General features: G+C 70.5%; 22 protein-coding genes, 1 pseudogene and 1 riboswitch. Of the genes and pseudogenes, 11 read left to right on the forward strand and 12 right to left on the reverse strand.

Going from position 1 to position 23517, the window contains the following annotated elements; all coding sequences use genetic code 11:
- Positions 1 to 104 precede the first annotated feature (104 nt).
- From ACQEV2_RS19130 to ACQEV2_RS19145, 4 genes and pseudogenes are all read left to right on the forward strand, one after another.
- Entirely contained in the window at positions 105 to 401 is a 297-nt protein-coding gene (locus ACQEV2_RS19130) for a hypothetical protein (RefSeq protein ID WP_433042621.1), read from the forward strand.
- Positions 389 to 559 (forward strand): hypothetical protein, encoded by a 171-nt coding sequence (locus ACQEV2_RS19135; RefSeq protein WP_433042624.1) that lies wholly within the window; start codon positions 389 to 391, stop codon positions 557 to 559. Before ACQEV2_RS19130 ends, ACQEV2_RS19135 begins: the two co-directional genes overlap by 13 nt.
- A 156-nt stretch (positions 560 to 715) precedes the next feature.
- Positions 716 to 1258 carry a DinB family protein gene (locus ACQEV2_RS19140; protein WP_433042627.1) on the forward strand — a complete coding sequence of 181 codons (543 nt, stop codon included), beginning with the start codon at positions 716 to 718 and terminating at the stop codon, positions 1256 to 1258.
- 29 nt (positions 1259 to 1287) lie between these two features.
- Positions 1288 to 1862: pseudogene (locus ACQEV2_RS19145) on the forward strand (hypothetical protein).
- A gap of 59 nt (positions 1863 to 1921) precedes the next feature.
- Here the strand turns inward: ACQEV2_RS19145 and ACQEV2_RS19150 are convergent.
- From ACQEV2_RS19150 to ACQEV2_RS19160, 3 genes are all read right to left on the reverse strand, one after another.
- A complete protein-coding gene (locus ACQEV2_RS19150) occupies positions 1922 to 3406 on the reverse strand; it encodes an MFS transporter (protein WP_433042630.1) in 1485 nt (494 codons plus the stop codon).
- Positions 3407 to 3499: 93 nt separating this feature from the next.
- Entirely contained in the window at positions 3500 to 4360 is an 861-nt protein-coding gene (locus tag ACQEV2_RS19155) for a metallophosphoesterase family protein (RefSeq protein ID WP_433042633.1), read from the reverse strand.
- 28 nt (positions 4361 to 4388) lie between these two features.
- Positions 4389 to 5516 carry an NADH:flavin oxidoreductase gene (locus ACQEV2_RS19160; protein ID WP_433042635.1) on the reverse strand — a complete coding sequence of 376 codons (1128 nt, stop codon included), beginning with the start codon at positions 5514 to 5516 and terminating at the stop codon, positions 4389 to 4391.
- A 168-nt stretch (positions 5517 to 5684) separates the two neighbouring features.
- Here ACQEV2_RS19160 and ACQEV2_RS19165 point away from each other — a divergent pair, with 168 nt between their 5' ends.
- Complete coding sequence (locus ACQEV2_RS19165) at positions 5685 to 6356, forward strand: class I SAM-dependent methyltransferase (protein ID WP_433042638.1); 672 nt, start codon at positions 5685 to 5687, stop codon at positions 6354 to 6356.
- Positions 6357 to 6435: 79 nt separating this feature from the next.
- Here the strand turns inward: ACQEV2_RS19165 and groL are convergent, their stop codons facing one another.
- From groL to thrC, 4 genes are all read right to left on the reverse strand, one after another.
- Complete coding sequence (groL, locus tag ACQEV2_RS19170) at positions 6436 to 8058, reverse strand: chaperonin GroEL (protein ID WP_433042641.1); 1623 nt, start codon at positions 8056 to 8058, stop codon at positions 6436 to 6438.
- Between the two features lie 340 nt (positions 8059 to 8398).
- A complete protein-coding gene (locus ACQEV2_RS19175; RefSeq protein ID WP_003986833.1) occupies positions 8399 to 8602 on the reverse strand; it encodes a cold-shock protein in 204 nt (67 codons plus the stop codon).
- 447 nt (positions 8603 to 9049) lie between these two features.
- The gene (locus ACQEV2_RS19180) at positions 9050 to 9325 is read right to left on the reverse strand and encodes a MoaD/ThiS family protein (RefSeq protein ID WP_004000249.1); all 276 of its coding nucleotides are present in this window, start codon (positions 9323 to 9325) and stop codon (positions 9050 to 9052) included.
- 101 nt (positions 9326 to 9426) lie between these two features.
- Complete coding sequence (gene thrC, locus ACQEV2_RS19185) at positions 9427 to 10710, reverse strand: threonine synthase (RefSeq protein ID WP_433042644.1); 1284 nt, start codon at positions 10708 to 10710, stop codon at positions 9427 to 9429.
- Between the two features lie 18 nt (positions 10711 to 10728).
- A riboswitch (SAM riboswitch) is annotated at positions 10729 to 10895 on the reverse strand.
- 160 nt (positions 10896 to 11055) lie between these two features.
- Between thrC and ACQEV2_RS19190 the strand changes: the two genes are divergently transcribed.
- Both ACQEV2_RS19190 and ACQEV2_RS19195 read left to right on the forward strand, forming a co-directional pair.
- A complete protein-coding gene (locus ACQEV2_RS19190; protein WP_433042647.1) occupies positions 11056 to 12000 on the forward strand; it encodes a glucosyl-3-phosphoglycerate synthase in 945 nt (314 codons plus the stop codon).
- Between the two features lie 140 nt (positions 12001 to 12140).
- Entirely contained in the window at positions 12141 to 13556 is a 1416-nt protein-coding gene (locus ACQEV2_RS19195) for an alpha,alpha-trehalose-phosphate synthase (UDP-forming) (protein ID WP_433042650.1), read from the forward strand.
- A 33-nt stretch (positions 13557 to 13589) separates the two neighbouring features.
- Here the strand turns inward: ACQEV2_RS19195 and otsB are convergent, their stop codons facing one another.
- The 3 genes from otsB to ACQEV2_RS19210 all read right to left on the reverse strand — a co-directional run bounded on the left by otsB (position 13590) and on the right by ACQEV2_RS19210 (position 16299).
- A complete protein-coding gene (otsB, locus tag ACQEV2_RS19200) occupies positions 13590 to 14465 on the reverse strand; it encodes a trehalose-phosphatase (RefSeq protein ID WP_433042653.1) in 876 nt (291 codons plus the stop codon).
- 273 nt (positions 14466 to 14738) lie between these two features.
- Positions 14739 to 14984: a DUF3263 domain-containing protein gene (locus ACQEV2_RS19205; RefSeq protein ID WP_433042656.1), complete on the reverse strand. Its 246-nt coding sequence runs from the start codon at positions 14982 to 14984 to the stop codon at positions 14739 to 14741.
- Between the two features lie 67 nt (positions 14985 to 15051).
- Positions 15052 to 16299 carry an ABC transporter substrate-binding protein gene (locus ACQEV2_RS19210; protein WP_433042659.1) on the reverse strand — a complete coding sequence of 416 codons (1248 nt, stop codon included), beginning with the start codon at positions 16297 to 16299 and terminating at the stop codon, positions 15052 to 15054.
- Positions 16300 to 16468: 169 nt separating this feature from the next.
- Here ACQEV2_RS19210 and ACQEV2_RS19215 point away from each other — a divergent pair, with 169 nt between their 5' ends.
- From ACQEV2_RS19215 to ACQEV2_RS19225, 3 genes are all read left to right on the forward strand, one after another.
- Positions 16469 to 17446, forward strand: a complete 978-nt coding sequence (locus ACQEV2_RS19215; protein WP_433042662.1) for an ROK family protein — start codon at positions 16469 to 16471, stop codon at positions 17444 to 17446.
- Positions 17446 to 18684 carry an N-acetylglucosamine-6-phosphate deacetylase gene (gene nagA, locus ACQEV2_RS19220; RefSeq protein WP_433042665.1) on the forward strand — a complete coding sequence of 413 codons (1239 nt, stop codon included), beginning with the start codon at positions 17446 to 17448 and terminating at the stop codon, positions 18682 to 18684. The genes ACQEV2_RS19215 and nagA overlap by 1 nt, the downstream gene beginning before the upstream one ends.
- 165 nt (positions 18685 to 18849) lie before the next feature.
- Positions 18850 to 19779, forward strand: a complete 930-nt coding sequence (locus tag ACQEV2_RS19225) for a 1-phosphofructokinase family hexose kinase (protein ID WP_433042668.1) — start codon at positions 18850 to 18852, stop codon at positions 19777 to 19779.
- A 3-nt stretch (positions 19780 to 19782) separates the two neighbouring features.
- On the opposite strand, the gene ACQEV2_RS19230 is transcribed toward ACQEV2_RS19225, so the two are convergent.
- Together ACQEV2_RS19230 and cdgB are read right to left on the reverse strand one after the other, a co-directional pair.
- The gene (locus ACQEV2_RS19230; RefSeq protein WP_433042671.1) at positions 19783 to 20751 is read right to left on the reverse strand and encodes a carbohydrate-binding protein; all 969 of its coding nucleotides are present in this window, start codon (positions 20749 to 20751) and stop codon (positions 19783 to 19785) included.
- Positions 20752 to 20870: 119 nt separating this feature from the next.
- Positions 20871 to 22529: a diguanylate cyclase CdgB gene (gene cdgB / locus ACQEV2_RS19235; protein ID WP_433042674.1), complete on the reverse strand. Its 1659-nt coding sequence runs from the start codon at positions 22527 to 22529 to the stop codon at positions 20871 to 20873.
- A 315-nt stretch (positions 22530 to 22844) separates the two neighbouring features.
- Between cdgB and ACQEV2_RS19240 the strand changes: the two genes are divergently transcribed.
- Positions 22845 to 23447 (forward strand): flavin reductase family protein, encoded by a 603-nt coding sequence (locus tag ACQEV2_RS19240; RefSeq protein WP_433042677.1) that lies wholly within the window; start codon positions 22845 to 22847, stop codon positions 23445 to 23447.
- Positions 23448 to 23517 lie beyond the last annotated feature (70 nt).

The raw sequence follows: 23517 nt of genomic DNA on the forward strand, positions 1-23517 counted from the left end.
CCGGCTGCGGGCGGGCCGGGCCTGCCGAGAGCAGGTCGAGAGTGGCCGGTGTGATGATGCCGGAGCACCTGCCTCGACCTGCTCTCGGGAAAGGGAGATCCAGCATGCCGTCCTTACGGCTCCGCCGCCTCACCGCCTCCGCTGTCGCGGCCGTCGCGATCAGTACGGGCGCCGTGGCCACCGCCGCTCCGGCCGTTGCCCAGAACGGCTCCCCCGCCGTCGGCAACAACAACGTGATCATCGGCGATGTCGCGCTCGTTCCGGACAGGGCCATCACGGTCGACGTCACATACGTCTGCGAGCCGGCCCCCGAGCTGTACATGGGCGTTTCCTGGCGGTTGGCCGACGGGCGGGACTCGGACATCGACAGTCCCCGGGGGTGGCCTCGGTGCACGGGCTGACCTGTGACGAGCAGGTCCACGTCGTACAGGTCACGGTGCCCGCGCTGTCCTCGACCAGCCTGCCGTTCGGCAAGGGCGACCCGGTGCTGGTCGAGACGCAGCTGAGCAACATCGAGGGGCTCCCGTACGCGTACACGAGGAAGGTCTCGACGCTCTGACGGCGTACGCACCGCGAAGCCGGCCTGCAAACCCGCCGACGCGCCCACGGTTCCGGTGCGAAAGAGGTCAGTACCTGACCTAAATGGCTCCTAACGTGGTCTCGACCGACGGAGCAGGAAGCCCTGGTTCCCGGAAATCCCTGGAGGGACGAGCCCATGCAGGACACCACGCACGCCACCACCGCCACCGCCACCGACGAGCGCGCCGACCTGCTCGAAGCGCTGGCCAAGCACCGGCACTTCCTGCGCTTCACCACCCGCGACCTCACCGATGAGCAGGCCGGGCAGCGGACCACCGCGAGCGAGCTGTGTCTGGGCGGCCTGGTCAAACACGTCGCGTCGGTGGAACGGCACTGGGCCGAATTCATCCAGCACGGCCCGTCGGCCATGCCCGACTTCACCGCCATGACCGAGGCCGACTTCGCCAAGCGTGCCGACGAGTTCCGGATGCTGCCCGGCGAGACACTGGAAGGCATCCTGGCCGACTACGCCGACGTGGCCCGCCGGACCGACGAGTTGGTCACCGCCCTGCCCGACCTCAACGCGTCGCATCCGCTGCCCAAGGCCCCGTGGAACGAGCCCGGCGCCCGGTGGTCGGCCCGCAGGGTGCTGCTGCACATGATCGCCGAGACCGCGCAGCACGCCGGCCACGCCGACATCATCCGCGAGTCCCTGGACGGCGCCAAGAGCATGGGCTGACCGTCCGCCGACCCGGCAGACTGGCATCCATGAACCACGCGCAACTGACGGCTCTGGGCCGAGCCCTCCGCCTCCTCGGCGAGCACGGCGAGGCCCTCACCGCCGACACCCCGGATGCCAGGCTGCACGAGGTCAAGGCGGACCTGCGCCGCGCCCTCGATCTCCTCGACGAGAGCGTCAGCACCGCCGCCCGCACCACCCGCTGCCCGGAGCACCCCGCCGGCCCGGTCGACCCCGCGGCCCCCGACCTCTGCCTGCTCTGCGAAACCCGCCGCCGAGCCGCCCGCCGCTCCGAGTTCAACGGCACCGGCCCCGCGGTCCCCCGCTCCCCGAGCACCCCGCCCCCTCCCGCTACGGCGTCCGCGGCGACCGCCCCCAGCCCCAGCAGCGCTGGCTGCCGGAGCTGTGGAACGGCCAGGAGTGGCAGCTCTGCGGCACCCCGCGCCGCGACCGCCGGGAGGCCGAGCTGTATCTCGCCGCCCAGCGCCGCGGCCCGCGCCCCGCCATGGCCTACCGGCTGGTGCACGAGTTCACGGACTACGAGGTGCTGCGCGTCTGGGGTACACCGGTGAAGGTCGACATCGAGCCGATGGGGAACCTGTAGCGGCCGTACCGGTTTCCACAGCCGTTCGGCCGCCACGGCGGCTACGGCGGCTGCCGCCCCTACGACTTCGCCGTCGCCCCCACCTGCTCCGCCGCCCCTTCCGACACCGGCTTCCCGGCGGCGGCCACCGCCTGCCACGGAATGAACGACGCCACCGCGAACGCCAGCAGCGCCGCCCCTGCGCCCACCGCCAGGACCACCTTGAAGGCGTTCTCGGACGGGAGGGCGTAACCGCCGAGGTCCGTCGTCATCTGGGCGAGGATCACGCCCGCGACCGCGCTCGCCGTGGACGTACCGAGGGACCGCATCAGCGTGTTGAGGCTGTTCGCGGCGGCCGTCTCCGACGCGGGCACGGCGCTCATGATGAGCGCGGGCATCGAGCCGTATCCGAAGCCGACGCCGGCGCCGATGACGCAGGCCACCAGGACGAAGTGCCAGACCTCCGACATCAGGACGATGTTGAGGCTGTAGCCGGCGGCCACGATCAGGACGCCGACCATCAGGGTGACCTTCGGACCCTTGGCCCGGGAGAGAGCGGCCGAGATCGGGGCCGTCGCCATCATCACCAGGCCCGACGGCGCCATGCACAGGCCCGCCACCAGCATCGACTTGCCGAGGCCGTAGCCCGTCTGCGCGGGGAGCTGGAGGATCTGCGGAATGACCAGGCTCATCGCGAACATCGCGAAGCCCACCGCGATCGAGGCGAGGTTGGTGACCAGCACCTGACGGCGGGCCGTCGTACGGAGGTCGACCAGCGGCTGCTCGGTGCGCAGCTCCCACCAGCCCCACGCCGCCAGGACGACCACGGCCGCCGCGAACAGACCGAGCGTCGTCCCACTGCACCAGCCCCAGTCGGCGCCCTTGGAGATGGCAAGGAGCAGACAGACCAGACCGGCCGCCATGCCGATGCCGCCGACCAGGTCGAAGCGCCCGCCCGTGCGGACCTTCGACTCGGGCACCAGCAGCAGCACGCACACCAGCGCCACGACGCCCATCCCGGCCGACGTCCAGAACAGGACGTGCCAGTCGAAGTTGTCCGCGATGAGCGCGGCGGCGGGCAGCCCGAGCGCGCCGCCGATGCCGAGGGAGGCACTCATCAGGGCGGTGGCGGAGCCGAGGCGCTCGGCGGGGAGTTCGTCGCGCATGATGCTGATGCCGAGCGGGATCACACCGGAGGCCAGGCCCTGGAGCACCCGCCCGGCGATCATCGGGACCAGCGACTCGCTCAGGGCGCAGACCACGGAGCCGCTCACCAGCAGCACGACGCTGACCAGCAGCATCCGCCGCTTGCCGTACATGTCGCCGAGCCGCCCCATCACCGGGGTGGCCACGGCCGCCGCGAGCAGCGTCGCCGTGACCGCCCAGGCGGTGTCCGACGCCGGGGCGTCGAGCAGCCTGGGCAGCTCCGGGACGATCGGGATGACCAGGGTCTGCATCAGCGAGACGACGATCCCGGCGAAGGCCAGCACCGCCACCACGGCGTTCGAGCTCGGCGGGGCGGAGCCTCCGGCCGACTCGGCGGTACGGGTCGGTGCGTCGGACATGAGTCGGCCTCCGTCGGCATACGGGTGGGAAGGACACCTAATTGACCGAGGCAACTTTAAGTCAGTTGATTGACTTACTCAACCGAGCCGGTTTCACGCCTCCTGTTCCACGAACGACCGCACCTGCTTCTCGTCCAGCTCGTACACCGTCTCGTGGGCCTGGGCATCCCGCGCATGGAAGGTGTGGAACATCGGCCCCGCCGCCCCGCCCAGCTCCACCAGCGAGGCCGACGCCCCGCGCACGGCTCGCTCCGTCCCGGGCGCGGCCGTCAGGTCGATGCGGCTGACCACGCCCGGCGTGACCCACACCGGCACCGACTCCAGCAGCCCGAAGAGCTGGAGGTGGAAGTGCCCGGTCAGCACGACCCGTACGTCACTTCCCCGGATCACCTCCCCCAGCTCGCCCGGGTTGCGCAGCCCGAAGAACGGCTGGGTCGCCGAGATGTCGAGGCTGATCGGCGGGTGGTGGAAGGCGAGGACGGTGCCCTGCTCGGCCGGGGTGCTCAACACGCCCCGCAGCCAGTCCAGTTGGCGCGCACTCAGCTCGCCGTACACCTTCCCCGGCACCAACGAGTCCAGCGTCACGAACCGCCGGCCCCCGACCGTGCTCACCGCGGCCCGCTCCTGCGCCTCGGACTCCAGGATCAGCTCCGGCTCCGGGTGCCCGCTGCCCAGTACCTTGCCGAAGGCGTCCCGTTCGTCGTGGTTGCCGGTCGTGCAGAACACCGGCGCCCCGAGCCGCCGCGCGAACTCGCCCACCAGATCCCGTACGGCCGCGTACGCCTCCACAGAACCGTCGTCGGCGATGTCCCCGGTGACGACGACCGCGTCCACGTCCCGGAGATGGCGCAGCTCGGCGAGCATCAGCCGCAGCGAATCGGTGGCGTTGACGCCGTACTTGTTGGGGGCGTCGGTGCGTTCGAGATGGGTGTCGGAGAGATGAAGGATCCTCATCTCTCCGACATTAGCCGCGAGTTGGGGCTCAGCTCAGGGTCTTGAGCGAGGCCGCGTCGTAGGGCGCCAGCTCGTCGAAGCGGCCGCCCAGGACCTTCGCCGCCCACTCCGGGTCCTGGAGCAGCGCCCGGCCGACGGCGACGAAGTCGAACTCCTCGGCCTCCAGGCGGTCCAGGAGGTCGTCGATACCCTTGACGGTGGACCCCTCGCCCATGAACGCGCCGATGAAGTCGCCGTCGAGGCCGACCGAGCCGACGGTGATGGTGGGCTTGCCGGTGAGCTTCTTCGTCCAGCCGGCCAGGTTGAGGTCGGAGCCGTCGAACTCCGGGAGCCAGTAGCGGCGGGTGGAGGCGTGGAAGGCGTCGACGCCGGCCGCGGCGAGCGGGGTCAGGATGGCCTCCAGCTCCTCCGGGGTCTCGGCGAGCCGGGCGTCGTAGGCCTCCTGCTTCCACTGCGAGTAGCGGAAGATGACCGGGAAGTCGGCGGAGACCTTCTCGCGTACGGCGGCCACGATCTCCGCCGCGAACTTCGTACGGGCGACCGGGTCACCGCCGTAGGCGTCGGTGCGGCGGTTGGTGCCCTCCCACAGGAACTGGTCGAGGAGGTAGCCGTGGGCGCCGTGCAGCTCGACGCCGTCGAAGCCGATGCGCTCGGCGTCCGCGGCGGCGTCGGCGAAGGCGGCGATGACGTCGTCCAGGTCCCGCTGGGTCATCGCCTTGCCGGTGGGCTCGCTCTCGCCGATGCGCAGGCCGGAGGGGCCGACGGCGGGGGCCTCGGGGTACGGCGACTGGCCCTCCTTGCGCACCATGCCGATGTGCCACAGCTGCGGCACGATCGTGCCGCCCGCCGCGTGCACCGCCTCGGCGACCTTCGCCCAGCCCGCCAGCTGCTCCTCACCGTGGAACCGGGGGACACGGCTGCTCTGCCCGGCGGACTCATGGCCGACGTAGGTGCCCTCGGTGACGATCAGCCCCACGCCCGCGGCGGCGCGCCGGGCGTAGTACGACAGGACGTCCTCGCCGGGGACGCCGCCCGGGGAGAACATGCGCGTCATCGGCGCCATCACGATGCGGTTGGGGACGGTCAGGCCGTTGATCACGGTCGGCCGGGACAGGATCTGGGCCGCGCGGGAGGCGGAGGTCTCGGTGACGGTCACGCAGGGGCTCCTCGGGAGTGGGTGGCTCGGCCGGCGACTGGAAACCGGATGGTATGTGCGCACGCATTGTTGCACTTCCTTAAGCAACTGAGTATGCGCTGCCCCACATTCCGCGTCCCACCGAATCCGTCTGTGAGCCCGGACACCCCGGCGCCGGAGAATGTCCCCATGCCGAAGCCCCCGCTGATCTCCCCGAGCGAGCTGGAGCGATCCTCCGTGGTCGCCAACAACACGATGAACCGCGAGCGCGGTCTTGCCGGAGTGAACAGTTACGCGCGGGAACTCGGCTTCGATCCCCTTACCCTGCTGGCCGCCCGGCCCGCCGCCCCGTCCTGGCTGGACCTGTGCAGCGGCGAGGGGCGCGCCCTGCGCGAGGCCGCCTCGGCCCTGCCCGGTGACGCGGTGCTCACCGGCGTCGACCTGGTCGGCCCGCTCGTCCCGACCCCCGCCCCGCCCACCGTGGAGGAGGTCGTGACCTCCGTGTCCTCCTGGGCACCGCCCCGGAGCTACGACCTGATCACCTGCGTGCACGGCCTGCACTACGTCGGCGACCAGCTCGGTCTCCTGGCCCGTGCCGCTTCCTGGCTCGCCCCCGACGGACTGCTGGCCGCGCACTTCGACCCGGAGTCGGTGCGCCGGGCCGACGGGTCGGCGGCGGGGCGGGCGGCGGTCGCGGCCCTCCGCGCGGCCGGGTTCCGGTACAGCGCCCGGCACCACCGGCTCACCCTCGACGGCGGGCGCGAGGTGACGCTCCCGTTCCGCTATCTCGGTGCCGACCCGGCCGCCGGGCCGAACTACACGGGCCAGCCCGCAGTCGGCTCGTACTACGACCCCTGCTGAAACGCCCGAGGGCGGCACCCCCCGCGTGAGCAGGAAGTGCCGCCCTCGGTAAGGACGTCGATCAACCGGAACCGGTCGATCAGAAGTCCATGTCACCGCCCGGCATGCCGCCACCGGCGGGCGCGGCGGCCTTCTCCGGCTTGTCGGCGATGACGGCCTCGGTGGTGAGGAACAGCGCGGCGATGGAGGCGGCGTTCTGCAGCGCGGAACGGGTCACCTTCGCCGGGTCGATGATGCCCTCGGCGACCAGGTCGACGTACTCGCCGGTCGCGGCGTTGAGGCCGTGGCCCGGGGTGAGGTTGCGGACCTTCTCCACCACGACGCCGCCCTCGAGGCCGGCGTTGACGGCGATCTGCTTCAGCGGGGCCTCGAGCGCGAGCTTCACGGCCTGGGCGCCGGTCGCCTCGTCACCCTCGAGCTCCAGCTTCTCGAAGACAGCGGTGGCCTGGATGAGGGCCACGCCACCACCGGCGACGATGCCCTCCTCGACGGCCGCCTTGGCGTTGCGCACGGCGTCCTCGATGCGGTGCTTGCGCTCCTTGAGCTCCACCTCGGTGGCGGCACCGGCCTTGATGACCGCGACGCCGCCGGCGAGCTTCGCCAGACGCTCCTGCAGCTTCTCGCGGTCGTAGTCCGAGTCGCTGTTCTCGATCTCGGCGCGGATCTGGTTCACACGGCCCGCGACCTGCTCGGAGGAGCCGGCACCGTCGACGATGGTGGTCTCGTCCTTGGTGATGACGACCTTGCGGGCCTTGCCCAGGAGGTCCAGGGAGGTGTTCTCGAGCTTGAGACCGACCTCCTCGGAGATGACCTCGCCGCCGGTGAGGATGGCGATGTCGTTCAGCATGGCCTTGCGGCGGTCACCGAAGCCCGGGGCCTTGACGGCGACGGACTTGAAGGTGCCGCGGATCTTGTTGACGACCAGGGTCGACAGGGCCTCGCCCTCGACGTCCTCGGCGATGATCAGCAGCGGCTTGCCCGACTGCATGACCTTCTCCAGGAGCGGGAGCAGATCCTTGACCGAGGAGATCTTGGAGTTGGCGATCAGGATGTACGGGTCGTCGAGGACGGCCTCCATACGCTCCATGTCGGTGGCGAAGTACGCCGAGATGTAGCCCTTGTCGAAGCGCATACCCTCGGTGAGCTCCAGCTCCAGACCGAAGGTCTGGGACTCCTCGACGGTGATGACGCCTTCCTTGCCGACCTTGTCCATGGCCTCGGCGATGAGCTCACCGATCTGGGTGTCGGCGGCGGAGATGGAGGCCGTGGAGGCGATCTGCTCCTTGGTCTCGACGTCCTTCGCCTGCTCCAGCAGGGCGGCGGAGACGGCCTCGACGGCCTTCTCGATACCGCGCTTCAGGGCCATCGGGTTGGCGCCGGCGGCTACGTTGCGCAGGCCCTCCTTGACCAGGGCCTGGGCGAGAACGGTCGCGGTGGTCGTACCGTCACCGGCGACGTCGTCCGTCTTCTTGGCGACTTCCTTGACCAGCTCGGCGCCGATCTTCTCGTACGGGTCCTCGAGCTCGATCTCCTTGGCGATGGAGACACCGTCGTTGGTGATCGTGGGGGCGCCCCACTTCTTCTCGAGGACGACGTTGCGGCCCTTGGGGCCGAGCGTCACCTTGACGGCGTCCGCGAGCTGGTTCATGCCGCGCTCGAGGCCGCGCCGCGCCTCCTCGTCGAACGCGATGATCTTGGCCATGTGAAGTGGTCCCTCCAGGACTGGGGGTGATTCCTTCGGACCGCGCCCGCGCCCGCGACGGACGGCACGCATGCCTCGTGGTTCCTTGCCCCACCCGGCCTGCGGGCCTCACCGACCCGGTCCTTCTTTGTCACTCTCACCTTCAGAGTGCTAACGCCAATGATTAGCACTCGGGGTAGGCGAGTGCAAGCGGCTCTCGGGGATCGGGCAGGGCGGTCCGCCTCGCGCGAACAGCTGACGAACAGGTCCCGAACGGACCCCGGACATGGCGAAGGGCCCGCACCCCGGGAGGTGCGGGCCCTTCGAAGAAGAACGTCGCTGCAGTCAGTCGGCGCGTGCTTCAGCCGGCCACGCGGACCATGTCCGCCTGCGGCCCCTTCTGGCCCTGCGAGATCTCGAACTCGACCCGCTGGCCTTCCTCCAGGGTGCGGTAGCCGTCCATCTGGATCGCGCTGTAGTGGACGAAAACATCCGCACCACCGTCGACCGCGATGAAGCCGTACCCCTTCTCCGCGTTGAACCACTTGACGGTGCCCTGAGCCATGCCTAACTCCCCTATTACTGGCCCTTGCACAGATCCACACTTCGCGGATCCGGGTCAGACCTCACCCCCCATCGGTCGGGGGCGTGCGCCGGAACGCGTCGACCGCGGCTGAATGTATCTGCCCAACTGCCGTCTGCAACAGGTCAATCGGACGAGAATTCCGGGCACGACCGGTCGGGAATGTGGGGACAATTCCCCTCACTTCAGGTCAAGTCGGACCCGACAAAGGGAACAAAAGCCGCAAAAAACCCGCACACTTTGGCTACTTCTTGTCGGGCATACGGCAGAAATGAAGGGCTGCCGACCCGCGGATCGGCGGCATGTTCCCCAACTGTACCTCGCTCAACCACACAGAATTGCCCCCTCCGCTTCTCTCACGGAGGGGGCAATTCGATGAACTCTCAGTAACGCGTGTTACCGATGGTAATGATCGGTCATTCGGTCAGCTCATCCACCGGCGACGGCCGGAATGATGGAGACACCCGCACCGTCCGGCGTCGCCGTCTCCAGCCCCTGCTCGAAACGGACGTCGTCGTCATTGACGTACACGTTGACGAACCGACGCAGCTTGCCCTGGTCGTCGAGCACGCGGGCGGCGATACCCGTGTGGTTCTTCTCCAGGTCGGCGATGACCTCGGCGAGGGTGGCGCCCTCGGCGGCGACCTCGGCCTGCCCGCCGGTGTAGGTGCGCAGGATGGTGGGGATGCGGACGGTGACGCTCACGTTATGACCTCCGGTCAGGTATGCAGGTTCGGTGGGGCAGCGTCCCTAGGGGCGCGGGGAACTGCGCGACCAGCCCCCACCGGCCCGCAGCGGACAACGGTCTAGACGAGTCCAGCCTCGCGGAAGGAGTCCAGGCTGGGACGAATGGTCGCAGTAAGCCCCGTACCGGCCACCGCGTCCAGCGTCTTGAGACCGTCACCGGTGTTGAGGACGACCGTCGTCTTGGTCGGGTCGAGGACCCCGTCCTCGATGAGCTTCTTCGTGACGCCCACCGTCACACCGCCGGCGGTCTCCGCGAAGATGCCCTCGGTCCTGGCGAGGATCTTGATCGCATCCACGACCTGCTCGTCCGTCACGTCCTCCACGAAACCACCCGTGCGGCGGGCGATGTCCAGGACGTAGGGCCCGTCGGCCGGGTTGCCGATGGCCAGCGACTTGGCGATGGTGTTCGGCTTCTGCGGGCGGACGACGTCGTGCCCGGCCTTGAAGGCGGTCGACACCGGCGAGCAGCCCTCGGCCTGCGCGCCGAAGATCTTGTACGGCTTGTCCTCGACGAGCCCGAGCTTGATCAGCTCCTGCAGACCCTTGTCGATCTTCGTGAGCTGGGAGCCGGAGGCGATCGGCACGACCAGCTGGTCGGGGAGCTGCCAGCCGAGCTGCTCGCAGATCTCGTACGCCAGGGTCTTGGAGCCCTCCGCGTAGTACGGCCGCAGGTTGACGTTGACGAAGCCCCAGCCCTCGCCCGCCGGGTCGCCGATCAGCTCGGAGCAGAAACGGTTCACGTCGTCGTAGTTGCCCTCGATACCGACGAGCTCGCCGCCGTAGACCGCGGCCATGACGACCTTGCCCTGCTCCAGGTCGTGCGGGATGAACACGCAGGAGCGGAAACCGGCGCGGGCCGCCGCGGCGCCCACCGCGCCGGCGAGGTTGCCGGTGGAGGAGCAGGAGAGGGTGGTGAAGCCGAAGGCGCGGGCGGCCTCCAGGGCCTGGGCGACGACGCGGTCCTTGAAGGAGTGCGTCGGGTTACCGGAGTCGTCCTTCACATACAAACCGCCGGTGACGCCGAGCTCGCGCGCGAGGTTGTCGGCCTTGACGAGCTTGGTCCAGCCGGGGTTGAGGTTCGGCTTGTCCGCCACGTCCGCGGGGACGGGCAGCAGGGGGGCGTAACGCCAGATGTTCGCAGGTCCCGCCTCGATCTGCTTGCGGAGCTCCTCGGTGTCGTAGGCCGAGAAGTCGTACGCGATCTCCAGCGGGCCGAAACACTCCTCGCAGGCGAAGACCGGGCCGAGGGGGACGCGGTGACCGCACTCGCGGCAGGACAGCGCCGCGGCGGGACCGAGGTCTACGGTGGAATCGGTGGTGCTTGCAACAGTCTGCACAGCCATGTGAGGCGAGGCCCTTTCTCCTCATCTTCCTCACGACGCATCTCGCCGTGAGACGGATTTGGCACCTTCCCTAGCCGGGAGCCTCGCGGAGCCGATCGACGGTGATGCGGTGATCGCTACGAGAGCCGACTGGAGGGTTGCCGGGGCTTCATCGGGCCGTGTCCCTCTGCCCCTCTGGATGAGCTGTATGCGGTTGTTAACAGCGGTTGACCCCGGACATGCGATGGTCATCCGCGTTGTTCAAGACTGTAACCGAAGGCCAGGACAGTTGAGATAGTCGTCCGAACCGCGAGATGGATCACACGGTCAGCAGATGTGATCACGAACAGTGAGGAGCCACAGACTGTGCTGGAAGAAGTCGAGCGCTGGCTGAGCACCCGCTCCTGGTCCGTGACCGATCGCCCGCTGCACCGGCTCCTGGCCGCCAAGCAGCGCACGGGTCAGTCGGTCTCCGTCGTGCTGCCCGCGCTCAACGAGGAGGATACGGTCGGCGACATCGTCGCGATCATCCGTCACGACCTCATGCAGCAGGTCCCGCTGGTCGACGAGATCGTCGTCGTCGACTCGGGATCCACCGACCGCACCTCCGAGGTGGCCGCCGCCGCGGGCGCGACCGTGGTGCACCGCGACGAGATCCTCCCGCGCCTGCCCGCGGTGCCCGGCAAGGGCGAGGTCCTGTGGCGCTCCCTGCTCGTCACGACCGGGGACATCGTCTGTTTCATCGACGCCGACCTGAAGGAGTTCTCCTCCGACTTCGTGTCCGGCATCGTCGGCCCGCTGCTCACCGACCCCGAGGTCGACCTGGTCAAGGGCATGTACGACCGTCCGCTCGGCGGGGCGGCCGGGCAGGGCGGCCGGGTCACCGAGCTGATGGCGCGCCCGCTGCTGAACATGCACTGGCCGCAGCTGGCCGGTTTCGTGCAGCCGCTCGGCGGCGAGTACGCGGCCCGCCGCAGCCTGCTGGAACAGCTCCCCTTCCCCGTCGGATACGGCGTCGAACTGGGCATGCTGGTCGACGCCCTGCACCTGGTGGGCCTGGACGCCCTGGCCCAGGTGGACGTGGGCGTCCGCAAACACCGCCACCAGGACGGGCAGGCCCTCGGCCGGATGTCCGCCGCGATCTACCGCACGGCCCAGCTGCGACTGGCCCGCGGGCATATGATCCGGCCGTCCCTCACCCAGTTCGAGCGGGGCGAGGACGGGTTCGAGCCGCGCACGTACTCCGTGGACACGGAGGAGCGGCCGCCGATGGTGGAGATCGCGGAGTACGCGACGCGGAAGGTCGCGTGACGTCCGGCACAGGACGTACAGGGCCCGTTACGCCGACCGTATGACGTCCGGTACGGGCCGCATTACGGGCCGTATACGGAACCCGCCACCGAGCGGAACCGCACGTTTGAGCGTTTCCGGGCCGGGCTAGGTTGAGGCGTATGGCTACCACGCAGGATGCGCAGGGTGCTGCCAAGGTGCTGGTCGCGTCGAACCGCGGCCCGGTCTCGTACGCGGTGCGCGACGACGGCTCGCTGCACTCCAAGAGAGGCGGCGGCGGAGTCGTCTCCGGGCTGTCGGCGATCGGGCCGGACGCCGGCGCCCTGTGGGTGTGCTCGGCACTGTCCGACGGTGACCGGGAGGCGGTGCGGCGCGGGGTCGGCGAGGACGGCGTGCTGATGCTGGACATCCCGGCCGAGGTGCACGCGGACGCGTACAACGGCATCGCGAACTCGGTTCTCTGGTTCGTCCACCACATGCTCTACCAGACGCCGCTGGAGCCGGTCTTCGACGCGGAGTTCCGGCGGCAGTGGGCGTCGTACGAGACGTACAACCGCGCCTTCGCCGAGGCGCTGGCGGGGCAGGCGGCGCCGGGGGCGGCGGTGCTGGTGCAGGACTACCACCTGACCCTCGTGCCCGGGATGCTGCGCGAGCTGCGCCCGGATCTCCGTATCGGCCACTTCTCGCACACGCCGTGGGCGCCGCCGGAGTACTTCCGGATGCTGCCCGACGACGTCGCCGGGCAGGTGCTGCGCGGGATGCTCGGCGCGGACCGGCTGGGGTTCCTCACGCGGCGGTGGGCGGACGCGTTCGAGGCGTGCTGTGCCGAGTTCGCCGGGGGGCTCGGTGGGACGCGGGTCGGGGTGCACGGGCTGGGGGCGGACGCGGACTTCCTGCGGGCGCGCGCTCATCAGCCCGACGTGGCCGAGCGGATGGCGGCGCTGCGGCACGAGATCGGCGAGGGCCGCAGGACGATCGTGCGGGTCGACCGGACCGAGCTGTCCAAGAACATCGTGCGCGGCCTGCTGGCGTACCGGCAGCTGCTCGACGACCACCCCGAGTGGCGCGAGCGCGTGGTGCACGTGGCGTTCGCGTACCCCTCGCGCCAGGACCTCGCGGTGTACCGCGACTACACGGCCGAGGTCCAGCGAGTGGCGGAGGAGATCAACTCCCAGTACGGGACGCCGGGTTGGACGCCGGTCGTGCTCCACGTCAAGGACGACTTCGCGCGGTCTCTGGCCGCGTACCGCCTGGCGGACGTGGCCCTCGTGAACCCCATCCGGGACGGCATGAACCTCGTCGCGAAGGAGGTGCCGGTCCTCTCCGACGAGGGGTGCGTGCTGGTGCTGTCGCGGGAGGCCGGGGCGTTCGAGGAGCTGGGCGAGGACGCGATCGCCGTGAACCCGTACGACGTGATGGGCACGGCGCGGGCACTGCACGAGGCGTTGTTGGTAGGACCGGAGGAGCGGGCGGAGCGTTCGAAGCGGCTCGCTGCGGCCGCGACCGCGCTCCCACCGGCCCAGTGGTTCCTGGACCAGCTGCGGGCGCTGGAGGAGGGGGCCGGCGGGCCGGCTTGAGTTGGTCGGCTTGCCCGGTCGGCGATCGTCGGATCAGTCTGTTCGACCAGCGATCGCCTGCAACAGCCGTACGACCCCCTGCGGGCCGTCGACCACGAGATCCGCCTTCTCCGACAGCTCGGTGACCTCCTCGCTGCCGCTGCAGACCAGGAGGCCGGGGGTGCCGTCGGAGCGGAGTTTGTCGACGGCGGCGTACGCGGGGAGGTCGCCCAGGTCGTCGCCGGCGTAGAGGACGGACTCGGCGCCGAGTTCGCGGACGTACTCGCTCAGCGCCACGCCCTTGTCCATGCCGGGCGGGCGCAGTTCCAGGACCATGCGGCCCGGTTCGACGACGAGGCCGTTGCGGGTGGCGAGGTCGGTGAGCGGGGCGCGGAGGGCGTCGAAGGCGCCCTGAGGATCGGCCGCGCGACGTGTGTGCACGGCGACGGCATGCCCCTTGTCCTCGATCCAGGTGCCCTGCGTGACGCTCTCGATCAGACCCGGCAGCTCGGCGCGGACGGCCGCGACGCCGGGGTGCGGGTCGGGTGCGCGGACCTCGCCGCTGACGGCGTCCCAGCGCTCGGCGCCGTAGTGCCCGAGCACGACGAGGTGCTCCAGGCCTGCGACGCCCGCGAACCCGCCGTACCGCACGGCCACGTCGGCCGGCCGGCCGGTGATCACCGCCACGGCGGCCACCTTCGGCGCGAGCGCGGCCAGCGCCGGCACCGCGTCGGGGTGCGCCCGGGCCTGCTCCGGGTCCGGCACGATCGGCGCGAGCGTCCCGTCGAAGTCGAGCGCGACCAGTGCACGCGCGGGGCGCGCGAGGATCGCGGCGAGCCCGTCACGGCCGGGCTGGGTCGCGGGGGTCGGCAGGGGGTCGTCCATGGAGTCGGTCGAGCCGGAGTCGGTCAGATCCTTGTGACTGCCCATAGGGCGACCCTATCCGGCGGAAGCGCACGGAGAGGGATCTCGCCCCCGCCGCCCCTACCCGTCCCGTCCCTGGGGGCTGCGCCCCCAGACCCCCGCTTCGGCCCTGAAAGGGCCTCGTCCTCAAACGCCGGACGGGCTGGGTGAGTCAGCCCCACCGGCGTTTGAGGAGCGGGGTCCAGGGGCGGAGCCCTTGGCGGGGTGGAAGGGGCGGAGCCCCTTCAGGATGGGACGGGTAGGGGCGGCGGGGGCGAGAAAAGGCGAGGCCCGCGCCCGTCAGCGTTCCGCCCGTCGTGCCTCCCGTACCCGCCGCAACCGGTTCACCGTCACCGGGTCGTGCGCCAGCGCCCGCGGGTCGTCCAGCAGGGCGTTCAGGAGCTGGTAGTAACGGACGGGAGCCAGACCCAGTTCCTCGCGTATCGCTCGCTCCTTCGCGCCAGGCCCCGGAAAGCCCCGGCGTTCCAGGGCGAGGATGGCCTGCTCGCGCTCGGCGAGGGCCTGCTCGGGCTGCTCCTGGTTCATGTGCCGCACCGTAGTCTCCAGGACTGACAACCGGCGACCACCCGACACCGACCCGATCGACGGACGACTACTCCGCGCTCTCCGCCCGCGTCGCCGTCGACTGCAGCTCCCCCAGAGTCACCGACGGACTGCCCCCGGCCGCGACCGTCCCGCCGATGCGCTTCTTGATGTCCGCGCTGACCGCCGCCCAGGAGGTCCGGCCGACGGGGTACAGCTCGGAACCCGGCAGCTCCTCCAGGAACGGCCTGAGGTCGGCGTCCTCCTTGGCCGCGGTCATCACCTCGGACGCGGAGGTCGTGACGGGAAGCAGGTCGTACTCCCGGGAGAAGTCCAGGACGTTCTCCTTGTCGTAGACGAAGTCGAGGAACTCGCCCACCTGCTCGGCATGCCCGTTCTGTTTGAAGGCCATCATCCAGTCGGCCACACCCATGGACATCTTGGTGGGCCCCTGCACGCCGGGCATCGGCACCATGCCGAACTTCACGCCCTTCCGCTCCGCCATCCGCATCAGCGAGGGATGCCCGTTGAGCATGCCGACGTCCCCGGCCGCGAAGGCGGAGAACGCGTCGGCCCGGTTGAGCTCGCCGGGCGCCACCGGCCCGGTGAGCCCCTTGCCGACCAGGTTGTCCTTGAGCCAGCTGAAGGTGGCGACGTTGTCCGGGGAGTCGATGCTGTACGTGCCGAGGTCGGTGTCGGTGTAGCCACCCCCGCCGCTGAGCAGCCACTGCATCGTCTCGGCCTGCGCCTCCTCGGGCCCGAGCGGCAGCGCGTACGGGTACTTCACGCCCTGCGCCTTGAGCGCCCCGGCGTCGGCGGCCAGCTCCTTCCAGGTGGTCGGCGGGGTGATGCCGGCCTTCGCGAAGAGGCTTTTGTTGTAGAAGAGCAGGCGCGTGGAGGAGGCGAACGGAATGCCGTACTGCTCCCCGCTCACCTGCCCCGCCTCCGCGAGCTGCAGGAGGAAGTCGGCCTGGACGGGGATGGAGAGGAGGTCGTCCGCCGGGTAGAGGAGGTCCTTCGCGGCGTAGTCGGCGTACGCGCCGATCTGCGCCATGTCCGGCGCGTTCCCGGCGTCGACCATCTCCTTGACCTTGGCGTCGACGTCGTTCCAGGAGTACACGGTGACATCGATCTGTACGCCGGGGTGCTCTGCCTCGTACGCCTTGACGAGCCTGTCCCAGTACTTCTGAGAGCTGTTCGCGGCGCTGTCGCCGTAGTCGGCGGCAACCAGCCTCAGCGTCACCTCGTCCGAACCGCCGGTCACCCCGCAGCCGCCCAGAACCGCGGTGAGGCCCAGCACGGCCACCCCCGCGATCATCCCGGTACGCCTCGTACCCGTCGTACGCCCGGTACGCCTACGCCGCTGCACGCAAAACCGCCCCACACCCATGTTCGAAACTTTCGAAACGTCATACATATTGCCCCCTAAGGTCTACACCACGTAGTGGACTAGACCTCTCGCGGGTGCGCAAGCCACACTGTCCTCCGTGAGACATGTCATCGCCCTCGATGTGGGCGGCACCGGGATGAAGGCCGCCCTGGCAGGGGCGAGCACTGTGCCTTCCGGGGGGCGACCCCCCGGACCCCCCGTGCTGCTCCACCAGGCCCGCCGCCCCACGGGCCGCGAGCGCGGACCGGACGCGGTCGTCGAGGGCATCCTCGACTTCGCGGCCGAGCTGCGCGCGTACGGCGCGCAGCGCTTCGGCGAGCCCGCGTCCGCCGTCGGCGTCGCCGTCCCCGGCATCGTCGACGAGGAGCGCGGCATCGCCGCCTACGCAGCCAACCTGGGCTGGCGGGACGTACCCCTGCGCGAGCTGCTCACCGAACGCCTTGCCGGCACCCCCGTCGCCCTGGGCCACGACGTGCGCACCGGAGGACTGGCGGAAGGCAGGGTCGGCGCGGGCAAGGGCGCCGACCGGTACCTGTTCGTGGCCCTCGGCACCGGCATCGCGGGCGCGATCGGCGTCGACGGCCGGGTGGAGGCGGGTGCCCACGGCTTCGCGGGCGAGATCGGCCACATCGTCGTACGGCCCGGCGGAGCCCCTTGCCCGTGCGGGCAGCGCGGCTGTCTGGAGCGGTTCGCGTCCGCGGCGGCCGTGAGCGAGGCATGGGCCGCCGCCTGCGGGGACCCAGAGGCGGACGCGGCGGACTGCGCCAAGGCCGTCGCGTCCGGCGACCCGAACGCCGTACGGATCTGGCAGGAGGCCGTCGCCGCCCTCGCCGACGGTCTGGTCACCGCCCTCACCCTGCTGGACCCACGCACATTGATCATCGGTGGCGGTCTGGCCGAGGCGGGGGAAACCTTGTTCACACCGCTGCGGGAGGCCGTCCGGCAGCGGGTCACTTTCCAGAAGCTGCCGGAAATCGTCCCGGCGGCCCTGGGCGACACAGCCGGCTGCATCGGTGCCGGGCTACTGGCCTGGGATCTCCTCGACCGAACCGACCGTACGGAGGTAACCCCCTAATGGCAGCCGACCTAGGGGCGCGGGGCCCTGTTGAATCTGCGGCTACCGCCGCATGGGCGGGACCAGCCACAACGCACCCGCAGCCCGCAACGAGCAAGGTGCCCCTCGTCCTGTCCGGCGCCAACGTGGTCATGCCCACGGGAACCCTCAAAGAGGGCCAAGTGATCATCAACGGCACCCGGATCACCGGCACAGCCCCAGAGAACGCCCACCGCATCGACCTAACCGGCCACTGGCTCCTGCCAGGCTTCGTGGACATCCACAACCACGGCGGCGGTGGAGCCTCCTTCACTTCGGGCACCCCAGACGACGTAGTCACCGGCATCCACACCCACCGCCTGCACGGCACCACCACCCTCGTCGCCTCCACCGTCACCGGCGACATGGACTTCCTGACCCAGCGAGCCGGTCTACTCTCCGAGCTCGCCGAGCAGGGCGACATCGCCGGCATCCACTTCGAGGGCCCGTTCATCTCCCCGTGCCGCAAGGGCGCGCACTCCGAGGAACTGCTGCGCGACCCCGACCCGGCGGAGGTCCGCAAGCTGATCGACGCGGCGCGCGGCCACGCAACGATGGTCACCCTCGCCACCGAACTGCCGGGAGGCATCGACTCCGTACGCCTCCTGGCCGATCACGGCGTCATCGCGGCGATCGGGCACACGGACGCGACGTACGAGCAGACGGTCGAGGCGATCGAGGCGGGTGCGACGGTCGCCACGCACCTCTTCAACGCGATGCCGCCGCTCGGCCACCGCGAGCCGGGCCCGATCGCGGCCCTGCTGGAGGACGAGCGGGTGACCGTCGAGCTGATCAACGACGGCACCCATCTGCACCCGGCGGCCCTGCAGCTGGCGTTCCATCATGCGGGCGCGGACCGGGTCGCGTTCATCACGGACGCGATGGACGCGGCCGGCTTCGGCGACGGCCGCTACATGCTCGGCCCGCTGGAGGTGGAGGTGGCCGACGGCGTCGCCCGCCTCGTCGAGGGCGGCTCGATCGCCGGCTCGACCCTCACCCTGGACCGCGCCTTCAAGCGAGCGGTCACGATCGACCGGCTGCCGATCGAGGACGTGGTGGCCGCCCTGTCGGCCAATCCGGCCCGCCTCCTCGGCCGCTACGACCGCATCGGCTCCCTGGAGCCGGGCAAGGACGCCGACCTGGTGGTCCTGGACTCCGACTTCGACCTCAAGGGCGTGATGCGCCGGGGCGAATGGGTGGTTGAGCCCCAACTGGGCTGATGTGTCCCGCTGTTGGGGGCGGCGGTTGTCCTGGGAGACTGGGACGGCCGCCGTCCTTTTGGCATGATCAACCCTCCGGACGGCGTGTCCGGCAGACAGACGGCAAACGCGTTCTGAACTTCTTCACTCTTCGCATCCTGAACTCTTCGGGGGAGGTCGGCCCAGGTGATCCTCACGGTCACGCTGAACACCGCTCTCGACATCACCTACCGCGTACAGGGGCTACGACCCCACGCGTCCCACCGGGTCTCCGAGGTGACCGAACGCCCCGGCGGCAAGGGCCTGAACGTGGCCCGGGTGCTGGCGGCCCTCGGCCACGAGGTGACGGTCACGGGTTTCGCGGGCGGCGCGACAGGGCGGGTCGTGCAGGAGCAGCTGACGAAGACCCCCGGCGTGGTGGACGCGCTGGTCCCGGTGACGGGCGCGACCCGCCGCACCATCGCCGTCGTCGACGACCACACCGGCGACACGACCCAGCTCAACGAACCCGGCCCGACGATCACGCCGGCCGAGTGGTCCGCCTTCCAGGAGGCCTACGAGGACTTGGTCCCCTCGGCCTCCGCGGTGGCCCTGTGCGGCAGCCTGCCGCCGGGCGTGCCGGTGGGGGCGTACGCCGGTCTCGTCCGGGCCGCGAAGGCCGCCGGCGTGCCCGTCCTGCTGGACACCAGCGGCGAGGCACTGCGCCGGGGCGTCGCCGCCCGCCCGGACATCATCAAGCCCAACGCCGACGAACTGGCCGAACTCACCGGCTCCCACGAGCCACTGCGCGCCACGCAGGACGCCCGCAGGCGCGGGGCGCGGGCGGTGGTCGCCTCCCTCGGCGAGGGCGGCCTGCTCGCGTCTACCCCCGAGGGCCGCTGGCGAGCCACCCCGCCCGCCCGTCTCCACGGCAACCCGACCGGCGCCGGCGACGCGGCGGTCGCGGGGCTGCTGTCGGGGCTGGTGGCACGGCTGCCCTGGCCGGACCGCCTGGCCCGCGCGGCGGCGCTCAGCGCGGCGAGCGTGGTGGCGCCGGTGGCGGGGGAGTTCGACCGGGGGGCTTACGAGGAGTTGCTGGGGCGGGTAGCGGTGAGCGGTGAGGTCACCGCAGCCTGACTACTAGTTCGACTCGTACCAGCCCTTGACCAGCCACAGCTGGTCGATGAGGGCGTCGCACTGATTGCCCTGCTCGCAGGAGAGCTTGATCGTGTTCGTGCCCTTGTTGAGCTGGATCCAGTTGTAGGTCTTCGTCCAGCCCTTCTCGTAGTCTCCCTCGGGACCACCCGCCCAGTTCTTCAGGTCGACCGGCGTGTCGGAGGGCGTCCCGTTGACCGCGAGCGTGGCGTTCTGGTCCTTGCCGGGAACGCTGTAGCCCGTGAATACGGTGTACTTGCCGGACTTCGGGATGCCGCTGACGGTCCAGGTGACCGAGGAGCCGACCGCATTGAAGCCGGTCACGTAGACGCCGCCGTCCGCCTGGGCGCCCTTGATGTCGGACGCGGTGGTGGCGCCGCCGGTGAGGGCGAGGGCCTTGGCGTCGATCGTCGGCAGGTCGTCCTCGGCGGCCGCGCTGTTGCTGTTCGACGGGCTCGGCGCCGTGCTCTGCTGCTCGGACTGCGTCGGCGTCGACTGGGCGTCGTTGTTCTTGTCGCCCGGGTCGTCGTCCCCGCCCAGCATGGCCACGCTGATGCCGATGACGACCGCCGCGACCACGGCGATCGCGCCGATCAGCAGACCCTTGGTGTTGGGCCCACGACCCCGCCCGGCACCGGATCCGCTGCCGCCGCTGTACGCCGGCTGCTGCTGTGCCGTCGGCGTACCGCCGGGGAACGTCTCCGGCGCCGCGTAGTTCGCGTTCGACTGGCCGTACGCGCCCTGCTGCTGCGGCACCTGGCCGTAGGCGGTCGTCGGCGCCTGCTGGCCGTACTGGCGCTGCCCGACGGCGCGCACTCGGTTGACCGAGCCCGGGTAGCCGTAGCCCCCGCCACCGGACGGCGGCTGGGCTCCGTTGGCCTGCCCGTCGGCGTAGAGGTAGCCGAACGGGTCGTCGTCCTCGGGCGTGCTGGCGCCGTTGTTGCCGGACGTCATCCCTTGGTACTCCTCACCGGGGTGCGGGCGAATGCGATAGGTGTGATGAATGGCGAGCCTACCCGCTCCCGGCGGCCCAAACGGGTGACTCGGATCGCACAAGCCCGCTGACCTGGGGGTTACCCGGCGCGTCTGTGCTGTTTGGGACGAGATCGTTTCTCTACGTACATCCGCTCGTCAGCAGACTTCAACACTTCGTCCGCAGTCATGCCGCAGTGTGCCCACCCGATGCCGAAGCTGGCACCGACGCGGACCGCCCGGCCCTCGGCCCGGATCGGCTGGATGATCTCGTTGCGCAGGCGTACGGCGAGGTCCTGGGCGTCGGCCCGGCCGAGCCCGTCGGCGAGGATCACGAACTCGTCGCCGCCGAGCCGGGCGACGGTGTCGCCGTCGCGGACGCCACGGGACAACCGCCGGGCCACCTCGATGAGCACCGCGTCACCCGCGTTGTGCCCGAACCGGTCGTTGATCGACTTGAAGCCGTCGAGGTCGCAGAAGAGGACCGCGAGCCCCTTGGTGCCGTCGTCGCGCTCGCCCTCGGTCGGGGCGACCGTGTGGACGTGGTGGTCGAAGCCGTCGTACGCCGCCGCGACCGGCCGGAAGTCGAACCCGTGGCCGTTGGCGTCGTACACGGCGGGATGGCCGTAGGCCGCGTCCGTGGACTCCAGGACACCCGCGTGGGCGGGGCGCTCGCACAGCCGGGCGGAGAGGCGGGCGCGCAGCTCGGCGGAGTTCGGCAGGCCGGTGAGGGAGTCGTGGGAGGCGCGGTGGGCGAGCTGGAGCTCGCGGCGCTTGCGCTCCTCGATGTCCTCGACGTGGGTGAGCAGGAAGCGGGGGCCGTCGGCGGCGTCGGCGACGACGCTGTTGCGCAAGGACACCCAGACGTACGTGCCGTCCCGGCGGCCGAGCCGGAGCTCCGCTCGTCCTCCCTCGGCGGACGTCCGCAGCAGCGTGCCGATGTCCTCGGGGTGGACGAGGTCCGAGAAGGAGTAGCGGCGCATCGCGGAGGCCGGACGGCCGAGGAGGCGGCAGAGCGCGTCGTTGGTCCGGAGGATCCGCCCGTGCTGGTCGCCGCCCATCTCGGCGATGGCCATGCCGGAGGGGGCGTACTCGAACGCCTGCCGGAAGCTTTCCTCGCTCGCCCGCAGGGCCTGCTGCTCGCGCTCCAGCCTGACCAGTGCCCGCTGCATATTCGCGCGTAGACGTGCGTTGCTGATGGCGATGGCGGCCTGGAACGCGTACATCTGGAGCGCCTCGCGCCCCCACGCGCCCGGCAGCCGGCCGTTGCGCGGCCGGTCCACGGACAGGACCCCGATCAGCTCGCCGCACGCGCCGCCCTGCACGCCGGGCGTGTACATCGGCGCGAAGAGGCGGTCGGAGGGGTGCCACTCGTCCTCGAAGCGGGGCGCGGGGCCGTCGGTGTACCACTGCGGGACGTCGTCGTCGTCGAGGATCCAGCCCTCGGTGTGCGGGATGAACACCAGGTCGCCCCAGCGCTCGCCCATGCTCAGCCGGCGCTCCCAGGACTCACGGGAGCCGACGCGGCCGGTGATGAGGGCCTCGGCGGCGGGGTTGCCGGCGAAGGCGGCGACGACGAGGTCGCCGTCGGGGCGTACGAGGTTGACGCAGGCGAGCTCGTAGCCGAGGCCGGTGACGACGCCGTCGGCGACGGTCTGTAGTGTGTCCGCCAGGCTACGGGCCGTGTTCATGTCAGCCATGACCTGGTGCAGTTGTCGCAGGGTCGCAAGACGGACATACGGCTCCGACTCGGTCTCCATGCTCGCCCTCCCCCCGAGACCTCGCAGCGAATCAAGGGTTCTACTTCGGCGTAACGTCCCTTGCTGGTTCCCAGCCACTGAATCACAGCGCGCTGCCCACTCGGTACACAGGGTCAACAATTAATGGCCCTTGTGACTCAAGTCACAGGTAAACGTGAACAATTGAGTGGTGTTTCTGCGTTTTTCCTGTGCGTTTACTGAACGCAAACTTTGTGGGCGCTCCCGCTGCAGTCTGCGGTCGGTCCGCAGTCCTAGGTCCGTTCTCGGGCGCAGGCCCGATGTGGCGGACGTGGGGCCGACATTAGCGTTTTCGTCGTGCCGAACACTCTCCCGCCCTCCGCGCCGCCCGTGACCGCCGTCCTCCCCGCCTCCCGGAGCGCCTCCGGGCATGCTGAGGGAGTGAGCAACGACGAGTTCCGTGCCGCCATGTCGCGGCTGGCCGCGGGTGTGGTCCTGGTGACCGCGCTGGAGCCGCCGCTGGATCCGGACGACCCGCACGCTCCGGCAGGCGAGGACGTCGGCATGACGGCGACGGCGTTCATGTCGGTGTCCCTCGACCCGCCGCTGGTCCTGGTCAGTCTGCGCGAGGGCTCCCGCATGGACGATCTGCTCGCCGAACAGCCCCTGTGGGCGGTCTCGGTGCTCTCCGAGAGCCAGCGCCACATCGCCGGCCGCTTCGCCATGAAGGGCCGCGTCAGCGACCGCCTGCTGTTCGCCGACATCCCGTACGTCCGCGGCAAGGAGACCGGCGCTCCCCTGGTGGGCGGCGCCCTGGCCACCCTGGAGTGCCGCACCGAGCAGCGGGTGACGGCCGGCGACCACACCCTGGTGATCGGCCGCGTCCTGTCGGCCTCGCTGCCGAGCGCGGAGGGGGGGCCGCTGACGTATTTCCGGGGCCGGTATCGGCACCTGGGGTGAATCCCGCTGCCCGTATCGGCAGTTGGGACGGAATCCTGTGGCCGGTACGGCAGTTGGGCGAATCCACCGC

It is taken from the genome of Streptomyces sp. CA-251387 (assembly GCF_050936625.1).
Lineage (GTDB): Bacteria > Actinomycetota > Actinomycetes > Streptomycetales > Streptomycetaceae > Streptomyces.

Coding starts and splice junctions, on each gene's coding strand:
- nagA (WP_433042665.1), top strand. CDS start 17,446: ATGGCAGCCGACCTAGGGGCGCGGGGCCCTGTTGAATCTGCGGCTACC.
- ACQEV2_RS19155 (WP_433042633.1), bottom strand. CDS start 4,360: ATGAGGATCCTTCATCTCTCCGACACCCATCTCGAACGCACCGACGCC.
- cdgB (WP_433042674.1), bottom strand. CDS start 22,529: ATGGAGACCGAGTCGGAGCCGTATGTCCGTCTTGCGACCCTGCGACAA.
- ACQEV2_RS19230 (WP_433042671.1), bottom strand. CDS start 20,751: ATGACGTCCGGCAACAACGGCGCCAGCACGCCCGAGGACGACGACCCG.
- ACQEV2_RS19195 (WP_433042650.1), top strand. CDS start 12,141: ATGGCTACCACGCAGGATGCGCAGGGTGCTGCCAAGGTGCTGGTCGCG.
- groL (WP_433042641.1), bottom strand. CDS start 8,058: ATGGCCAAGATCATCGCGTTCGACGAGGAGGCGCGGCGCGGCCTCGAG.
- ACQEV2_RS19205 (WP_433042656.1), bottom strand. CDS start 14,984: ATGAACCAGGAGCAGCCCGAGCAGGCCCTCGCCGAGCGCGAGCAGGCC.
- ACQEV2_RS19165 (WP_433042638.1), top strand. CDS start 5,685: ATGCCGAAGCCCCCGCTGATCTCCCCGAGCGAGCTGGAGCGATCCTCC.
- ACQEV2_RS19210 (WP_433042659.1), bottom strand. CDS start 16,299: ATGATCGCGGGGGTGGCCGTGCTGGGCCTCACCGCGGTTCTGGGCGGC.
- thrC (WP_433042644.1), bottom strand. CDS start 10,710: ATGGCTGTGCAGACTGTTGCAAGCACCACCGATTCCACCGTAGACCTC.
- ACQEV2_RS19130 (WP_433042621.1), top strand. CDS start 105: ATGCCGTCCTTACGGCTCCGCCGCCTCACCGCCTCCGCTGTCGCGGCC.
- ACQEV2_RS19175 (WP_003986833.1), bottom strand. CDS start 8,602: ATGGCTCAGGGCACCGTCAAGTGGTTCAACGCGGAGAAGGGGTACGGC.
- ACQEV2_RS19140 (WP_433042627.1), top strand. CDS start 716: ATGCAGGACACCACGCACGCCACCACCGCCACCGCCACCGACGAGCGC.
- ACQEV2_RS19150 (WP_433042630.1), bottom strand. CDS start 3,406: ATGTCCGACGCACCGACCCGTACCGCCGAGTCGGCCGGAGGCTCCGCC.
- otsB (WP_433042653.1), bottom strand. CDS start 14,465: ATGGGCAGTCACAAGGATCTGACCGACTCCGGCTCGACCGACTCCATG.